Raw genomic sequence first — 16,042 nt, forward strand, 5'->3', positions numbered from 1 at the left:
CTAGGGGGTGAAAAAATTTGCCAGACTCTAAGGACGCCAAGTACAAGAAGGAACTTGAGTTCTATAGGGATATCCTGAAGGACTACCTCGACGAGGTTGACCTTCTCATCTGGCTGGCCCTCCGGGACAACGGCAGAATCTCTGACACCGAGCTTGCGAAGATAGCCAACGTCTCCGTGCCTACTGCAAGAAGGAGGAGGATGGCCCTTGAGGAGAAGGGCATAATCCGCGTGAGGGGCTTTCTGGTCTTTGACAGGCTCAAGCTCTCATCGGCGGACGTGCTCGTAAAGTTCAGGCCGGGTTTTTCCAAGGAGACGGTCAGAGATTTCATAGCGAGGGCCCTCGATGAGCCAAGGATATACGAGATAAGCGAGTACATCGGAGAGTACGACGTCCTCCTCAGGTTCTTTGAAAAGGACTACAAGACCCTCAAGGAGAAGATAGAGGAGTTCCTCACCGAGAACGGGGATATAGTGGAACGCTACACAGTGCTCGCCAATATCTACACGCCCAAAATATTCTCAGAACTCGTCGATGAGAACAGAGAAGAATAAAAATCAGCCTTCAAAAACCCTCCTTCCAGCCACGTAGGTTTCCTCAACCTCAAGTTTTTCGTTTAGAACGACGAAGTCAGCCCTGCTTCCGGGCCTTATGATGCCGATGTCCTCCCTGCCCAGGGCCCTGGCCGGTGTTGCCGTCGCCATGATCAGGGCGTCCCTCAGGGGTATTCCAATCTTCACGAGGTTCCTGATTGCCCTGTCCAGCGTTAGGGTGCTGCCCGCAAGGGTTCCGTCCTCAAGGCGGCAGACGCCGTCCTTCACGACGACCTTTAGGCCGCCGAGCTCGTACCGCCCATCGGGCAGGCCCGTGGCGCTTATGGCATCGGTTATTAGAACCACCCTCTCCGGCCCAGCGAGCCTGTAAACGAGCCTTATAGCGGTTGGCGAGACGTGTATGAGGTCGCATATGAGCTCGAGGTAAACGCCCTCGCTCTCGAGGCAGGCACCCACCGTTCCGGGCTCCCTGTGGTGGAAGCCCCTCATGGCGTTGAAGAGGTGGGTCGCCTTTCTGGCACCTGCCAGTATTCCCCTCTTCGTTTCCTCGTAGGTTGCCCTGGTGTGTCCTATCTGAACTATAACTCCAAGCTCGGTGACCCGCTCTATGAACTCCAGGGCGCCTTCGACCTCCGGAGCAACCGTTATCTCCCTTATGTTCCCCTCCGAGGCCCTCCAGTATTCAAGGAACTCTTCGAAGTCGGACTTCCGTATGAAAGCCGGGTTCTGGGCGCCTTTAGCCTCGACGTTTATGTATGGCCCCTCCAGGTGTAGGCCGAGTATCCTCGCCCCCCTGAGCTCCCTTTCCTGGGCTTTCATCGCCTCGGCAACGGCCCTGCTGGCCCTCAGCAGTTCCTCGTGGGAGGCCGTTACAGTCGTCGGGATGAAGGACGTTACGCCGTACCTAACAAGACTCTCGCTCATCCTGAGGAGGCTTTCCGCCGTTCCGTCGTTGGTGTCGTAGCCACAGCAACCGTGGATGTGGGTGTCAACGAAACCCGGGGCTAATATTTTCCCCTCGAGGTCGATTCCATTCTCTTCCCTTCCCTCGTAGACCTTCTTCACCCTGCCGTTCTCGATGACGACCGTTGCGGGTTCAACGATGTCGAAGGGCGTGTAAAGCCTCGCGTTGGTTAAGACCGTTCTCATCGCCACCACCTCACAGGAGCTTTATCCTGCCCCTGTATTTCTCAAAAAGCTTTGAATTGTGCTCCTTAGCCTCGGGAAGGTGGGCGCTCAGCCAGACCGGCGGTGTTACCCCCTCCCTGACGAGCTCCTGAACTGCTAAAGCAACCATCGAGTTCGCTATGAAGCAGTTCGCTATAGTAGAAACTGGAGCAACTTTCATCGGAAAGCCCTCGACTTCGAGAACGGCGTCTCCCCTTGGAACTTTGTTGTCTATAGGGACGTCAACGACCTCGAAGAGCCTCTTCCCGTAGGTGTTCCTCGGCTGGAGCGTTCTGGAATAGTTCACGGAGGTTATTCCCACAGTCTTGGCACCGAGCTCCCTCGCGAAGACCGCCGCCTCCACCGGGAACTGGTTAACGCCCGAGGTTGAAACGACTATGACAATATCGCCCTCTCTAACCCCCGCGGTTCTCAGGAGAACCTCAGCGTAACCCTTGACGTCCTCCATCGCGGTCGACTTCTCTGCCCCGTGGGAGACGTTGATGTCCGTGTCGAGGATGGGATTTACCGGAGCCAATCCGCCTGCCCTGTAGAAGAGCTCCTCGCCAAGCATCGCCGAGTGCCCCGCGCCAACGACGTGGACGATTCCCCCGCTCTTCAGGGTTTCTTTGAGCAGTCCGGCGGCCCTTTCGATGTTCTCTTTCTCCTCCCTCTTTATCCTCTCCAGGATTTCGAGGACTGCGGAGTAGTATTTCTCAATCATCTCCATCACCACCTGTCGGAGTAGAAGATGTATGGTTTCTCCATAGGGGGAAGCTCACCCCTCAGGGGTTTGAACATGTAAACCTCGGGCTCCTTGAAGGTTTCAACGCCTAAAAGTTCCAGCTCGTCTTCCGGTGCGAATATCTTTAGGCTCTTGGCCCTTAAAACGGACGCCGAGGCGGAGAGCAGTGAGTAGGCCGTCTCCGAGTCGTCGAAGAGGATTTCTCTAACGATTCCCTGTCCTGGTAGGGTTCCCCTCATCACGAGGGCGTAGCCTCTGATTTTCCCGTCATCAAAGACGAGCGCTCCTTTCTCTTCTGAGTAGAAGAAGGTGTGCCAGAAAGTCCTCCTGATGAGCTTTTCGATGAAGTAGTCTAAGTTCCTCTTGACGACGCCGTCGAGCTCTCGGATTCTTCTCTCGTAGAGCTTCAGCATCCCCTCGGCGTCTTCTTCCGTTGCGTATCTAACGCCTTCAGCCTCCGGCAGTTTCTTCAGCTCGTCTTGAACCATTATACCGTAGCGGGTGAAGTAGACATCCCTGAACCCCAGCTTCCTGTAGAGGGAGTGGGCAATCTCCCCGTATCCAGCTAAGAGCGCCGAGAGCTCGTATCCCCTCTCAAGGGAATCCACGAGGGCGTGCTCTAAGAGTTCCCTGGCGAGGCCCCTCCCCCTGAATTCAGGGCCCGTGCACACGTTCGCTATTCCGGCAGTTCTGAAAAATTCTCGCTCGACTTTGATTTCCCTCTCAACGACCTGAACCATAGCCGCTATCTTATCGCCTTCGATGTGGAGGTATGTGCCATCGAGACTAACTCCCGGGTCGCTCCTCAGCCACTCGCGGAACTTCTCCTCGTTAAGACCCCAGCTCCTGTACGTCCTGAAGCACTCGTTCATGAGCTTCACTATCCCGGGTATGTCCTCTTCCCCGGCGGTTCTTATCATGCTCTCACCTTACGGCTTCCACATTGACGTCGAAGAACTTGTCGAGGGTGTGCGGCCCCTTCCACCTCTTCCTCAGCTCTTGGTTATACCAGTGCTCCCTGTCGAGGAGGAGAATCGCAATCCTGCTCCTACCCTGGGGCATCTTCACTATGAGCTCATCCTCTCTCTCCTCGAACTCTATACCGTGCAGTGACAGAACTTCCTTCGCCCTCTCGAGCTCCCTTCCAGAAACGCGGAACTCCCTGTACTCCCTTCCAACCTTGGTTTCCTCCCTCCTCCACTCCTTCTTCATCTCGATGAACCTTTCCGGGTTCTCCTCCATGAACTCTATGGCAGTGAGAATCGCGTTGAGGTGAATGCCCACCCTATCCGGGAGGAGGTAGTTTCCAAGTCCGGTGCCCCAGCTCTCGACGAGAACTTTTGCCGAGCCCTCGAAGGGGACGTGGGAGCCGAGAACGTTGTTCGGAACTATCGGGAATTCGTGCGCCTCGGCCATGAAGTGCCTCATCTTCGGCTTCCAAGGGAGAGACCTCGCTATCTCCTTGGCCACCTTCTCCGAGACGAGCCTTATTGCCTCGTTGACCCAGTTGTAGGGCGTGTCGGTGAGCGTTGAGAGGAACCCCTCTGTTTCGTCGGCCCACTTCGGGGGACAGCCGCCTCTCGCGTAGAACTCGTGGAGGTCAAGGACTAGGTGTGGGTCAACCTCGTTGATTACCCTGTGTATTGCCCTCGTCTCCGGCTGGCTCAGCCTCATCCAGTCCCTGTTCAGGTCAACGCCGTTGGCGTTCCTCCTCGCCTCTTCCCAGACGTGGCTCCAGTGGGGTTCGAAGTCCTTCTTCTTGAAGAGCTCGTAGTTGAGCTGAAAGCCGTCGGGGTTTGCCAGGGGGATTAGGTGAACCTCGACGTTTTTCAGCCTCTCAAAGTTGTAGCCGAGGGGGTACCTCTCCTTGAGGAGGTTCAAGAGCACAACCGAGGCGTTCACCGGCGCTGGTTCGGTGCCATGTATTCCCGCAACTATGAGGAGCCTCACCTTCCCCTTTCCCATCTTCACGTGGTAGAGGTTCCTTCCGGAGGCACTCTTTCCGACGACTTCGTACTCCCAGCCCGAGGTTTCTACCGCTCGCGAGACCTCCTCGTAGGGAATGAGTCTGAAAAGCGGGTTTACCATGGCTCTCACCCGTGATGTTTTTACAGTGTTGATTTAAATTTTAAATCTTATAAAGGTTTATATGCAAATTACTGTAAAGCAAGCTGAAATTTTATAACGGGTGGTCGCCATGCTCGTAGCCTCGGGAAAGGTCGAGATAACGCCAGAAAAGCCGATGCCAATGGCCGGTTACGCCCTGAGAAAGGGAAGGAGCGTGGGAACACTCGACCCTCTCTATGCCAAGGCCCTCTACCTCGAGGAGGAAAGACCCGCTGTTATAATTTCCCTCGACCTTGTCAGGGTGGATAACGAGCTTTATCGGGAGATAGCGAGGAAAGTCAGCGAAATCCTCGACCTGCCAAAGGAAAGCGTCCTCGTCTCGGCCACACACACCCACTCCGGCCCGGAAGTTTCTACCTCGTTCTGGAACAGCGTTGGGCTCGATGAGAATGAAGTAAAACTCGTCGAGGAGTATAGAAACTTCCTCGTGGAGAGGATAGGGGCCTTAGTTGAGAGCCTCCAGCCGAAATCGGGTGAACTTTACGCTGGAAGTGCCGAGGTTAGGGGAGTCTCATCAAATAGGGTAAGCGAGGACGGCCCCCTTGACAGGGAGTGCGTTTTTCTGTTCTCGGAAAGGGAAGCCATAGCCCTGAACTTCGCCTGTCATCCGACCGTTCTTCCCGCTGAAAACAGGAAGTTCTCCGGCGATTTGGCAGGAGCGATAGCCCGCTTATTCGAGTCAAAGTTCAGAACGGCAATGTTCCTCAACGGGGCGGCTGGAAACGTGAGCACGAGGTTCACGCGGAGGGCTCAAACGCCCGACGAGGTTCTCAGGCTTGCGAGACTCTTCTACGAGCAGGTTGCGCCCTCGTTCGGAAGGGCACATAGAGTTAGTGGTGCAATTAACGTCGAGTGGAGGAACCTGAAGCTGAAGCTCAGGGAGTTCCCGCCCGTTGAGACTGTTGAAAAGCTGGAGAGAGATGCACTCAGGCGGTGGAAAGAGTCCGTAAACGCCCCGCTCCCCGTGCGCAGGATGCTCGAGAGCAACTACCTCGGCGTTAAAATCCTGAAGCGCAGGCTTTCCCTGCTCGAGAGCATTGAGAGCATAGACTTCAGAATAGCGAAGATGAGCATCGGAAGGGACCTAGTTGCTCTCTTCGTTCCGGCGGAGCTCTTCGTGGAGTATCAGATAGCCGTTAAGGAGGCATCAACTTACCGTTACACGATGCTCGTCGGCTACTCCAACGGCTACTGGGGGTACGTCCCCTACGGAGAAACAGGGGATAGCACGTATGAGATGGCGGTTTCACTCGTTCATCCCGATGAATACGATAGAATCCTTGAGACGCTCGTTGAGCTCGTCAAGAAATAAAAGAGGGAAAATTATGAGCCCGGCTAGGATAGAAACTCGAAAGTCTTGTGAAGTTCGTTGTTCGCCCAGTTGAGCTTGGGCTCGTTCTTAGCCGAAACCTTGGCGTCTATTGTGACTTCCGTTTTTCCAGTGCTGAGTACCAGGACGGGAATAAGCACGCTCTGTTTCTTTTTGAGGGTTCTCAGGTGGAACGTTAAAGTTCCCTTGCGTCCTCTCACCCCTTTTACCCTCACGTTTACAGTAACGGTGACTCCGACTGCGTCGGTATTTCCGTAGTTTTTGACCTTCAAGAGTATTAGCCTGACCTTGGTCCTCCCGAAGAAATGGAGGTTCCTGACGCCGCTGATGCTCAATGTAACATCTGGGCTGTCAAGCCTCAGCTTCACATTCCACCATCTGAAGTACACGACTCCCTTCGCGGGTTCGAGGCTTATCTCCCTTCCCTTCCTCGAGACGAAGTATATCGCGTTGAACCAGAGCCTGTAGTTGTACTTTGAGCTGAGGATGCTCTTTGGCGCATATTCTAAGTCACCGCTCGTAAGCTCTGGGTGGAATCCGAACAGGACTACATTTCCGTGCCCGTATTTTGAGTATATCACTGCAGAGGAATCCCTCATAACGCTCTCAACGAACGTCCTGTTGAAGTCGCCCCAGCCGTAGCTGAAGGCTCCTTCCTCGGCCGGTGAAACGTACTTCACGAGCTCGACGTAGGGCTCGACGTCTATTCCCAGCGGTGTGTCGTTCTTGAGGTCAAAGGGCTTGAACACCGGCCCGTTCCAGTAGATTGCGTCGAAACCGTCCCTGAACCCAAAAACGACCGGGTTGTTCTCGTTGGTAACTTTGACGTGAACTATGCCAACTCCAAGCCACCACTTGGGCCAGTTCTTGAGCTCTGCATCCACGAGCTGGACTTTGCTCGTTGGTTCGTTGTAGCCCTTGATCACTGCATAGCCCCCGGCGCACACGCCTATTAGACCTCCACCCCCAGCCAGGAACTCGGCGAGCTTTTCGGCGCCCTCCTCACCGAGGAGCTTGGCTTCCCAAGTGCCGCTTCCCGGCGGGAGTATCAGGAGGTCGTACTTGTTCAGTATTCCCTGCTTTATGCTGCCGTTGCTCACGATGTCGTACTTAAAGCCGAGCTCCTTGAGGACATCGTTTATCGTGTAATTGTAGCCAACATCCAATAGTGCTATCTTCGGGGGCATCAACGGTATGGCCCTCACACTTGGAAGCCTCTCAAGAGGAACAACATTTATTCCTGCTCTCGCTGCAGTTTTCTTGAGGTTCTCCAGTTCGTAACGCTCTCCTATGAGGATGAGTGAGCCCTTCGGGGCGGTTATTCCCTTGACTTCTAGGTCTTCTGTAATCATATATCCTGTGAAGTCGCCGGCGTAGAGTTCCTTGTTTATGAACGCAAGGAGGTCTATCACCTTGTTCGCCGTCCGGTCGTTCCTGGGTTTGTCCGCCGGCAGGGCGACGAGGTAGATTGCCTTCTCCGGGAACTCGGAGAGTGCGAAGTCCTTCTCCTCCAGGACTTTTTCCATCGGTATCCCATAGCTCTGAACGCCGACGAGCGGAACGCTCTTGGTTCCTGTAATCCCGACGAGGTGACCCTTCACGACGCCGACCCAGCTGATCGGTTCGCCGTAGTCCTTGAAGTAGGCCATTGGAATGAGCCAGTCAACACCTAGCTTGACGAAGTCGCTCCAGACCTGAGCGTAGTGCATTATCTGGAACTCCTCGGGGTAGAGAATGTTGTCCCTCGTCCAGTCGGGCATCAGGGCGGCAGACACTATCGGCTTCTCTCCGTTCCAGGTCTTGAGGGAGTGCACAACCTGGGTGATGTTGCCGACGTACGAGTCAACGTCCTTCCTCCTAAGCTCGAACCACTTAACGATGTCCTTGTCACCCTTTACGTAGAGTTTGAAGATGTAGTACGGATCCTTCGGCCCCATCGTCTTGTTGGTTCCCGGAATCGGGACGTCGTTGTAGAAGGTGTGCTCCACAGCCAGGGTTACCTTCGTGACGTTTATCCCGGCCTCCTCGGCCCTCTCAAGGTCCTTTGGAGAGAAGCTGTAAACCATGTGGGGGTACCTTATGTAGTCGAGGTGAATTCCGTCGAAGCCCATTGAGATTAACTCCTTGGCGATGTTCTCCAGAACCTTGAGGTACTCTTTATTACTCAGCCTGACCCTCCCCGGGACAGGATATGCCTCCCAGTTCTTTGAGGCCTTTCCAACGTGCCAGATCGGGTCGGTCTTTCCAAAGAAGTACTTGTCATAGTGGACTATCATCCAGGCGTGAACCCTGATGCCGTTTCTGTGTGCCTCCTCGAGGAGCGGCTTCAAGATGTTGGTTGTGTTGTACGGATAGGCCGGGTATGTTCTCTCAGGATATACCTTGCTCGGATAGATTACGTAACCTAAGGTGAGTTTCACCTCAATGAACACGTCTGTTATCCCCGCCTCTTTGAGTTCGCTTACGAGCCTTTCGGCGGCCGTTTTCAGGGCCTTCTCCTTCACGTCTTCTGGTATGGTGGGATAGACCTTCTCATCGAAGGGGTTGCTGTAGCCGAGCTCCTCAAGGGCCTCTTGGTAGTAAGCCTTGTACGTGCTCGGCCACATCCAGACCCCTGAGACAACATTCTGGTCAATCTTTTTCTGCTCAACCTTTGCGAATGTTGCTGAGGGCATCGCCACTAGGGACATCACTACCAAAAAAACGAGGGCCAGTACAAGGGGTTTCCTGGCCATGATATCACCCCATCCTTTCTCGATTTAAAACTATTTAAAATATTCGGCTAATTTTGTTAACTTTCTTGCGAATTTTGAACATTTCTTATAGGCTTGTGGACAATATTATCACGATTAAACCCCTTAGAGAGCTTGAACTCTCTCATGGAAGTCTCTTGTTAATTCTTTAAAGATATACGAAAAATTTGTTCCAAATTTCCGAATGAAAATTCTTATATATTTCAAGATCTTAACAACAGATGACGTACCCTTGGGGGTGTTGGCTTTGGTCAATGAAAGAACAGATGAGAAGAAGCTGATAACGTACGCCTTTCTTGTGTTAGCGGTCCTGCACGTTGCGGGACTCGTTGTCCACAGCGTTACAGGGGTTACACTGCTGGAGTGGCTCGGAAAAGCTTCCTTAAGGGGCAGTCTTGGCAAAACTCAGAAGGTGTTTCTGATAGTTGGTTACTTCGCCCTAATAAACCTCGAGCTTGCCCTAGTACTATGGCTCACACCGAGGGTAAAGTGGATGAAGAAGGCAGGCCCCTTCACCTGGGCGCTGATCCTTGCAATACTATCAACGAACTGCTACATAATCCCAAGGACGATATACTTGGACTTCGTCACGAAGGCTTCGAGCGCCGGACTTGCAAAGCCAATCGTAGCTAATCTTACAAAGGCGGGAATAAAGTACGTCGCAGTAACGAAGAAAGCACTCTCACTGCAGAAGATACTCGTTGAGATAGGCATTCCGCTGTCGATAACTTTTCTCCTGCTCGAGATTGACCTGAAAGCAATCAAGAAGTCCATAGGCGGAAGGCCATTCGCAATATTCTTCATAGGCAGCCTTGGAACAGTAATAGCGGGTTTCATTGGGGCAATTCTCGTCGCGGTAATATTCCACGACCCAACGACCAAGGCTGAAGCATTAAAGGCCATAGCGGCCAAGATAGCGGCATGGATAGGAGGAAGCGAGAACTCAGCGGCAGTGGGTGTCTCGGCACTGAAGATGAGCGGCGACTTCTACTCCTACTACACCTTGGCCGGAGTCATACCCTACGCCCTCTACATAACCATAATGTTCAGCATCGGCGGTAGCGAGGAGTTTGTAAACAGGATAAATCGCTTTATTAAGCCCACTTACAACGCCAAGGTAATAGCAGAGCAGTACCGTGCAGAAGTCGGCGAAAAGAAGCTTCCGCCGAAGCTTAGGGAGAGGGACCTCTTCATAATCGGCATGTCGGCACTGATTATAGTGATGCTGGCGTTTGCCTTCGAGTCCTGGTTCGGTTCCTACAGGGTATTTGGGCTTAAGGTGGGCTCGCTCCTCCCGACGGTTATAGTGGCGACGACGATAGCGCTGATAGTCGGGGCCTACACGAAGGTCAGGAACCTGCCCCTGCTGAGGCCAATAGGCATGTACTTCCTCTACCTGACGATATTCGTCTACATCGCCCAGAAGACGGACTTCGCGAAGCTCGCAGGTGCCGCCCACGTGGTGCTGATACTAATGGCAGTGTTCTTCATAATGCTGGCAATACACTTCATCGTCATCCTCCTGGGCGCGAAGCTCATAAAGGTCGACTGGGCAACAACGGCCATAGCGAGCGTCGCCAACATCGGGGGAGGTGTCACAGCCCCGCTCTGTGCAACGGCCTACGGCGTCGAGGAGCTCGTCCCTCTGGGCGTCATAATGGCCTCGATAGGTTACGCGATAGCGAACTACGTTGGCTACTACGTGGGTCTGCTCTTCCTAAAGCTCTGGGCTCCTGGGGCCCTCTCGGCCCTGGGCCTCTGAGTTTTTCTCTCTTTTTAACAGCTTTAGCGGGTGATGAAAATGGAGGAGTACCTTAACTACGCCCTGGAGATGCTTTTTGAGCTCGTGCGGATTCCAACGGTTAACCCGCCGGGCGAGAACTACGAGAGGGCCGCGAAGCTCCTCAAGGATAAGCTTGAGGAGATGGGCTTTGAGGTCGAGCTGATAGAAGTCCCTGAGGATTACCTCGACAGGACTTATCCCTACTCACCGAGGCACAGGGGGAAGCCGAGGTTCATAGTCTACGGGAGCCTCGGAAAGGGAAAAACCCTTCACTTCAACGGTCACTACGACGTTGTTCCGCCGGGAGACGGATGGAGGCACGACCCCTTCACCCCAACGGTTGAAGGGGACAGGATTTACGGCAGGGGAACGACGGACATGAAGGGGGGCATAGCAACCGCCCTCGCCGCCCTCAAGTATGCGGTCGAGCACGATATGATAAACTACAGGGTGGAGGTCGCCTTCGTTCCGGACGAGGAAAGCGGCGGAATGGGAACGAGATACCTGATGGAGGAAGTCGGAATAAGGCCCGACTACGTTGTAATACCCGAGCCGACCAGCCACAGGCTGATAGGGATAGGGCACAAGGGCTTTGCGAGGGGCGTCGTTAAGGTCATCGGGAAGCAGGGGCACGCGAGCAGACCCTGGAAGGCCGTAAACGCCTTTGAGAAGGCCTGTGAGCTCGTCGTTGACTTCCTGCCGAGGTACTGGGAGGTTCTGAGGGGCAGGAAAACTGAGTTCCCTGTTGAGGACGAGAACTCGGCGCATCCCTCAATAGCCCTCGGGGGCTACGCAGAGAGCCCAACGAAAAAGGACAACATAATCCCAGGAGAGTTCTACTTCAGCTTTGATAGGAGGATAATCCCCGAGGAGAACGCTACGGAAGTTGTGGAGGAGCTCGAAAGGTTCCTGAGGGAATCGGCATCCAAAGCAGGGGTTGGCGTGGAGGTCGACGTTAAGAGCCTCATAGAGGCCTCCGCGACGCCCCTTGATTCGCCCATAGTCAAGCTCGCCCAAAAGGCCGTCAAAAACGCCCTCGGGATAGAGCCAACGCTCATGCTGAACGCCGGCAGGTACGACCTCGTTTACTACAGGCGCTTTGGCGTTGAGGGGATAGCCTACGGGCCGGGCGTAAGGGGCCAGGCCCATGCAATCGACGAGTACACGACGGTCGGGGAAATCGAAAGCGTTTTGAAGGCCTACATGGAGCTCCTCAGGCTTTTCGGAGGCGGTGGCGATGGGGACTAAGCTCACGGAGGAGCAGGTTAAGAGGATGAAGGAGGACGCCCTTCTCTATCATAGGAACAACTTCCCCGGGAACGGAAAGATTGAGGTCATTCCCAAGGTGAGGCTCAAAGACTTCTACGACCTCAGCCTCGCCTACACCCCTGGAGTTGCCGAAGTCTGCAGGGCGATACTCAGGGGGGAGAGCGTCGACGATTACACTGTGATACCAAACACGGTCGCCGTGGTTACGGACGGCTCGGCGATTCTCGGCCTCGGCGACATAGGCGTCTTAGCTGGAATGCCCGTCATGGAGGGCAAGTGCGTCCTCTTCAAGGCCCTCGCAGGCGTTGACGCGTTTCCGGTTCTCATCAACACCAAGGACGTTGACGAGATAGTGAGGACTGTTAGACTAATCTCCAAAGGGTTCGGCGGGATAAACCTCGAGGACATAAGCGCCCCGAGGTGCTTTGAAATCGAGGAGCGCCTGAAGAGGGAACTCGACATTCCGGTATTTCACGACGACCAGCACGGAACAGCCGTCGTAACATTGGCCGGACTGATAAACGCCCTGAAAATCGTCGGAAAGAGGTTTGAGGATATAAAGGTCGTCATAAGCGGGGCCGGGGCCGCTGGAATAGCGATAGCTAAGGTGCTCCACCACGTCGGCGTTAGGGAGATACTCGTCGTTGACAGGGCCGGAATAATATACGAGGGAAGGAAGGAGAACATGAACCCGTACAAGGAGGAGGTCGCGAAGTTCAACATCCACAACGTTCAGGGCGACCTCGCGAAGGCCATGGAGGGTGCCGACGTTTTCATCGGGGTCAGCGTCGGGGGAATAGTGAGCAAGGACATGGTTCGGAAGATGGCGGACGATGCCATAGTCTTTGCCCTCGCGAATCCAGTTCCGGAGATAATGCCCGACGAGGCCAAGGAGGCCGGAGCGAGGATAGTGGCAACGGGAAGAAGCGACTTCCCGAACCAGATAAACAACGTTCTCGGCTTTCCGGGGATTTTCAGGGGGGCGCTTGACGTGAGGGCGAGGGACATAACGCTCGACATGAACATCGCGGCGGCAAAAGCTATAGCCAGCTGTGTGAGCGATGAGGAGCTCAGCGAGGATTACATAATCCCCACGCCCTTCCATCCCGACGTCTATCCGAAGGAGGCGAGGGCCGTTGCGGAACAGGCCGTAAAGGACGGCGTTGCGAGGAAGAAAGTGAGCGGGGAATGGGTGGAGGAGCACACGAGGAAGCTCAGGAGGTTCTACGAGGAGGTAATCGCTCCGGTCAACGAGAAGAGGAAGAACTTCAGCTGACGTTTCTTTCACTTTTGGGGTAAAACCTTTTAACCTCCCTTTTTTGAGTATCCTTGAGCGAAAAGATTTGACTTGCGAACCGATGAGGAGTGTCATCCCTCCTGATGTCGAGATGATGACATTATCCCCACCTGAGGTGGTCTTATGCTCGGATTTTTGAGGAGGAAGAAAACCTACGGGCCCTTCGTTTATCTGAGCGAGCCCACTTTTTTATACCACACCAGAACCGAGAAGGCAATCCTCAAGATTATCGAAGAAAAACTTAACTCCAACAACATCCTCGTGCCCTCGAAATACGGCCTAAGGGACACGAGCGACAGGATTAGGGATGCTGAATACTTCGTTGCCGTCGCCCCCCTCGGGAAGTTCACCTCTCTTGTCGGCAGGGAAGTCAAGCTCGCACAGGAGCTCGGCGTTAAAATCTTCACCCTCCTCATAGCGAGGAAGGGGGATGAGCTCGTTTACCTCTGGGTCGAGGGCGTTCCCGAAGATGTTGAATGGCTCTCACCCGAGGAGACTATGGAGTTCACCAAGACCTTTATCAACAGTGAGTTCATGGACTTCCTCAAACACGGACTGTTCTTCGGCTCAAGAAAAAGGGAATGGTGAAGGAAACTCATGCGCTGGCTTTCTTTGCCCTGACGTATTCGTCTATCGCCTTCGCCGCCCTCTTACCGTCGCCCATCGCTAAAATTACCGTAGCCTCGCCCCTTATCGCGTCACCTCCAGCGAAGACACCCGGGATGCTCGTCATGAGGTTCTCGTCCACGACGAGCGTTCCGTTGGGGTTGGTTTTCAGCCCGGACTCCTCGCTGATTATTCTGTTGGGCTCCAGTCCAATAGCTATTATCACCGTGTCTGCTTCGACTGTGATGTACTCCCCAGTGGGCCTTATCTTCCTCTTTCCGCGCCTGTCGCGCTCCTCCAGCGGTTCCATCTTCTCGAACTTAACTGCTTTGACCTTGCCGTTCTCGTCTCCTATGAACTCGACCGGCTGGACGAAATAGAGGAACTTCACGCCCTCCTCCTTCGCGTGCTCGACTTCCTCAATCCTTGCCGTCACGTCTTCCTCGCCGCGCCTGTAGGCTATCGTCACGTCGCAGCCCAACCTTAGGGCGGAACGGGCCGCGTCCATGGCAGTATTCCCAGCCCCGATGACGATCACCTTCTTTCCAACCGCTATCGGCGTGTCGTATTCGGGGAACTCGTAGGCCTTCATCAGGTTGATCCTCGTGAGGAACTCGTTGGCCGAGTATATCCTGTCGAGCAGGATCCCGGGTATGTTGAGGAGCTTCGGCGTTCCGGCCCCGGTGCCTATGAAGACCGCATCGTACTCTTTGAGCAGTTCCTCAATGGTCACCGTTCTGCCGACAACGTGGTCGGTCTTTATCTCGACCCCAAGACGTTTGAGCTTGGCCAGCTCGTGGTCGAGTATCTCCTTCGGAAGTCTGAACTCTGGGATTCCGTAGATGAGAACTCCACCGGGCTTGTGGAGGGCCTCGAATATCGTCACCTTGTAGCCCATCTTTGCCAGCTCGCCGGCACACGTCAGTCCAGCTGGCCCCGCACCGACGACTGCAACCTTTCCACGCTCTCCTGTACACTTCTCCTCGAACTCACAGAGGAGCTCCTCCTCGATGCCGTGCTTCCTCGCGTAGTCGGCTACAAACCTCTCCAGCTTGCCGATGTTTACCGCATCCCCGACTTTTCCAACGACACAGGCACCCTCACACTGGTCCTCCTGCGGGCAGACGCGGCCGGTTATCGCAGGTAGGGTGTTGTCGTTCCAGATTATTCTCAGGGCGCCTTTGATGTCGCCCTCCTTGATCTTGGCTATAAAGGCCGGAATGTTGATGTGGACGGGGCAGCCCTTTATACAGGGCGCGTAGTTCTCGGGACACTGGAGACAGCGCTCGGCCTCCTTAACGGCAAGCTCGAAGGTATAACCGAGGTTGACCTCACCAAAATCCTTAACCCTCTCCTCAACGGGCCTCTCTGGGGTAGGGACCCTCTCCTTGATGAGCTTCGGCATTCAGATCACCCCCTTGGCGCGGAGGTACTCGAGGTACCGCTCCTTGGCGAGCCTCTCCTGCTCGGCAAAGCGCTCCGCGTTCCTCCTTATCGCGTCCTCCCAGTCGATCTTGTGGGCATCGAAGACCGGCCCGTCCCTGCAGGCGAACTTCACCTCACTGTCGTAGAGGACCCTGCACGAACCGCACATTCCAGTCCCATCGACCATAATCTGTCTCACGGTAGCGTAGGTCGGGATTCCGTAGGGTCTTGTGAGCTCTGCAAGCTTCGCGAGCGAGCCGAGTTTTCCGCCGGCAAAGATCACGTCAACCTTGTCCTTCTCTATGAGCTCCTTCACGACGTCCAGATAGTGGCCCTTCAAACCGACGGAACCGTCGAGGGTCGTCAGGTAGTACTCATCGGCGACTTCCCTCGCGAGAAACTTTTCGGGGTAGACCCTCTCCCTGTCCTCAAAGGTTTGAACCGAGATAGTGTAGTTTCCTGCCTCGCGCATCGCCTTTAAGGTGGCGTAGTTCTCGGCCTGGCCGCAGACTGCATCGGAAACAAAAGCGACGCTGCCGTAGTTCTTAATCTTTATGGGCTTCCCAAGCGGCCCAACAAAGCTCCAGAGCTCGTCTCCAGGCTTGTACTCATAGTAGAGCTGCATGCTCGTCTTCCCGAGCTTCCTGATGAACATCCCAACCCTTCCGTTTTCGGCTTTGTAGACTGACATTGGAACCCTTTCTCCCCTCTCGTGGAGAATGAAAACAACGAATTGGCCCGGTTTCCACGCCCTGGCGACGTGCGGGGCTTCCACCTCCACAAAATAGTCAATCGGGCTCAAATCCTCCTTCGCGGTAATTCTGTATCCCAAGATGAACACCCCCGTTCACGGGAACAACGTTGTTCACCATAAGTTTTGAACCTAAAGCTTATAGGGTTTTCCTGAACCAAAGGTTTAGAACCCCTCTCCAGCCGAAAGAAGAGAAACAAGCTGGTTTTTTCAGATGGAGTCGCTGGGACAGGTT

13 protein-coding genes are annotated in these 16,042 nt (G+C 54.5%); 6 read left to right on the top strand and 7 right to left on the bottom strand.

Annotation, left to right across the window (positions count from 1 at the left end; all coding sequences use genetic code 11):
* Nucleotides 1-17 precede the first annotated feature (17 nt).
* The gene (locus TGAM_RS01985; protein WP_015858010.1) at nt 18-554 is read left to right on the top strand and encodes an Lrp/AsnC family transcriptional regulator; all 537 of its coding nucleotides are present in this window, start codon (nt 18-20) and stop codon (nt 552-554) included.
* 3 nt (nt 555-557) lie between these two features.
* On the opposite strand, the gene nagA is transcribed toward TGAM_RS01985, so the two are convergent.
* The 4 genes from nagA to TGAM_RS02005 are packed head-to-tail and all read right to left on the bottom strand — an operon-like array spanning nt 558 to nt 4,554.
* Nucleotides 558-1,703: an N-acetylglucosamine-6-phosphate deacetylase gene (gene nagA, locus TGAM_RS01990; RefSeq protein WP_015858011.1), complete on the bottom strand. Its 1,146-nt coding sequence runs from the start codon at nt 1,701-1,703 to the stop codon at nt 558-560.
* Between the two features lie 10 nt (nt 1,704-1,713).
* On the bottom strand, nt 1,714-2,451 hold the full coding sequence (locus tag TGAM_RS01995; protein ID WP_094745777.1) for an SIS domain-containing protein: 738 nt from the start codon (nt 2,449-2,451) through the stop codon (nt 1,714-1,716).
* Entirely contained in the window at nt 2,451-3,386 is a 936-nt protein-coding gene (locus TGAM_RS02000; protein WP_015858013.1) for a GNAT family N-acetyltransferase, read from the bottom strand. Before TGAM_RS02000 ends, TGAM_RS01995 begins: the two co-directional genes overlap by 1 nt.
* A 4-nt stretch (nt 3,387-3,390) precedes the next feature.
* On the bottom strand, nt 3,391-4,554 hold the full coding sequence (locus TGAM_RS02005) for a M14 family zinc carboxypeptidase (RefSeq protein ID WP_048811018.1): 1,164 nt from the start codon (nt 4,552-4,554) through the stop codon (nt 3,391-3,393).
* A gap of 109 nt (nt 4,555-4,663) precedes the next feature.
* On the opposite strand from TGAM_RS02005, the gene TGAM_RS02010 reads away from it, so the two are divergent.
* Complete coding sequence (locus TGAM_RS02010; protein WP_048811019.1) at nt 4,664-5,905, top strand: neutral/alkaline non-lysosomal ceramidase N-terminal domain-containing protein; 1,242 nt, start codon at nt 4,664-4,666, stop codon at nt 5,903-5,905.
* Between the two features lie 23 nt (nt 5,906-5,928).
* On the opposite strand, the gene TGAM_RS02015 is transcribed toward TGAM_RS02010, so the two are convergent.
* Complete coding sequence (locus tag TGAM_RS02015; RefSeq protein WP_015858016.1) at nt 5,929-8,658, bottom strand: putative glycoside hydrolase; 2,730 nt, start codon at nt 8,656-8,658, stop codon at nt 5,929-5,931.
* A 265-nt stretch (nt 8,659-8,923) separates the two neighbouring features.
* Between TGAM_RS02015 and TGAM_RS02020 the strand changes: the two genes are divergently transcribed.
* The 4 genes from TGAM_RS02020 to TGAM_RS02035 all read left to right on the top strand — a co-directional run bounded on the left by TGAM_RS02020 (nt 8,924) and on the right by TGAM_RS02035 (nt 13,613).
* The gene (locus TGAM_RS02020; RefSeq protein WP_048811020.1) at nt 8,924-10,438 is read left to right on the top strand and encodes a DUF819 family protein; all 1,515 of its coding nucleotides are present in this window, start codon (nt 8,924-8,926) and stop codon (nt 10,436-10,438) included.
* Nucleotides 10,439-10,471: 33 nt separating this feature from the next.
* On the top strand, nt 10,472-11,707 hold the full coding sequence (locus tag TGAM_RS02025) for a M20 family metallopeptidase (protein WP_094745779.1): 1,236 nt from the start codon (nt 10,472-10,474) through the stop codon (nt 11,705-11,707).
* Nucleotides 11,697-13,004 carry an NAD(P)-dependent malic enzyme gene (locus TGAM_RS02030; RefSeq protein ID WP_015858019.1) on the top strand — a complete coding sequence of 436 codons (1,308 nt, stop codon included), beginning with the start codon at nt 11,697-11,699 and terminating at the stop codon, nt 13,002-13,004. The genes TGAM_RS02025 and TGAM_RS02030 overlap by 11 nt, the downstream gene beginning before the upstream one ends.
* A gap of 144 nt (nt 13,005-13,148) precedes the next feature.
* On the top strand, nt 13,149-13,613 hold the full coding sequence (locus tag TGAM_RS02035; RefSeq protein WP_015858020.1) for a hypothetical protein: 465 nt from the start codon (nt 13,149-13,151) through the stop codon (nt 13,611-13,613).
* Between the two features lie 7 nt (nt 13,614-13,620).
* Here TGAM_RS02035 and gltA read toward each other — a convergent pair whose 3' ends face one another.
* Together gltA and TGAM_RS02045 are read right to left on the bottom strand one after the other, a co-directional pair.
* Entirely contained in the window at nt 13,621-15,036 is a 1,416-nt protein-coding gene (gltA, locus tag TGAM_RS02040) for an NADPH-dependent glutamate synthase (RefSeq protein WP_015858021.1), read from the bottom strand.
* Nucleotides 15,037-15,888 carry a sulfide/dihydroorotate dehydrogenase-like FAD/NAD-binding protein gene (locus TGAM_RS02045; protein ID WP_015858022.1) on the bottom strand — a complete coding sequence of 284 codons (852 nt, stop codon included), beginning with the start codon at nt 15,886-15,888 and terminating at the stop codon, nt 15,037-15,039.
* Nucleotides 15,889-16,042 lie beyond the last annotated feature (154 nt).

This window comes from Thermococcus gammatolerans EJ3 (genome assembly GCF_000022365.1).
Classification (GTDB): Archaea; Methanobacteriota_B; Thermococci; order Thermococcales; family Thermococcaceae; genus Thermococcus; species Thermococcus gammatolerans.

Bases quoted from the DNA above. Each gene is read 5' to 3' on its own strand.
- TGAM_RS02000 (WP_015858013.1), bottom strand. From the start codon at position 3,386: ATGATAAGAACCGCCGGGGAAGAGGACATACCCGGGATAGTGAAGCTC.
- TGAM_RS02025 (WP_094745779.1), top strand. From the start codon at position 10,472: ATGAAAATGGAGGAGTACCTTAACTACGCCCTGGAGATGCTTTTTGAG.
- nagA (WP_015858011.1), bottom strand. From the start codon at position 1,703: ATGAGAACGGTCTTAACCAACGCGAGGCTTTACACGCCCTTCGACATC.
- TGAM_RS02010 (WP_048811019.1), top strand. From the start codon at position 4,664: ATGCTCGTAGCCTCGGGAAAGGTCGAGATAACGCCAGAAAAGCCGATG.
- TGAM_RS02030 (WP_015858019.1), top strand. From the start codon at position 11,697: ATGGGGACTAAGCTCACGGAGGAGCAGGTTAAGAGGATGAAGGAGGAC.
- TGAM_RS01995 (WP_094745777.1), bottom strand. From the start codon at position 2,451: ATGGAGATGATTGAGAAATACTACTCCGCAGTCCTCGAAATCCTGGAG.
- TGAM_RS02005 (WP_048811018.1), bottom strand. From the start codon at position 4,554: ATGGTAAACCCGCTTTTCAGACTCATTCCCTACGAGGAGGTCTCGCGA.
- TGAM_RS02035 (WP_015858020.1), top strand. From the start codon at position 13,149: ATGCTCGGATTTTTGAGGAGGAAGAAAACCTACGGGCCCTTCGTTTAT.
- TGAM_RS02015 (WP_015858016.1), bottom strand. From the start codon at position 8,658: ATGGCCAGGAAACCCCTTGTACTGGCCCTCGTTTTTTTGGTAGTGATG.
- gltA (WP_015858021.1), bottom strand. From the start codon at position 15,036: ATGCCGAAGCTCATCAAGGAGAGGGTCCCTACCCCAGAGAGGCCCGTT.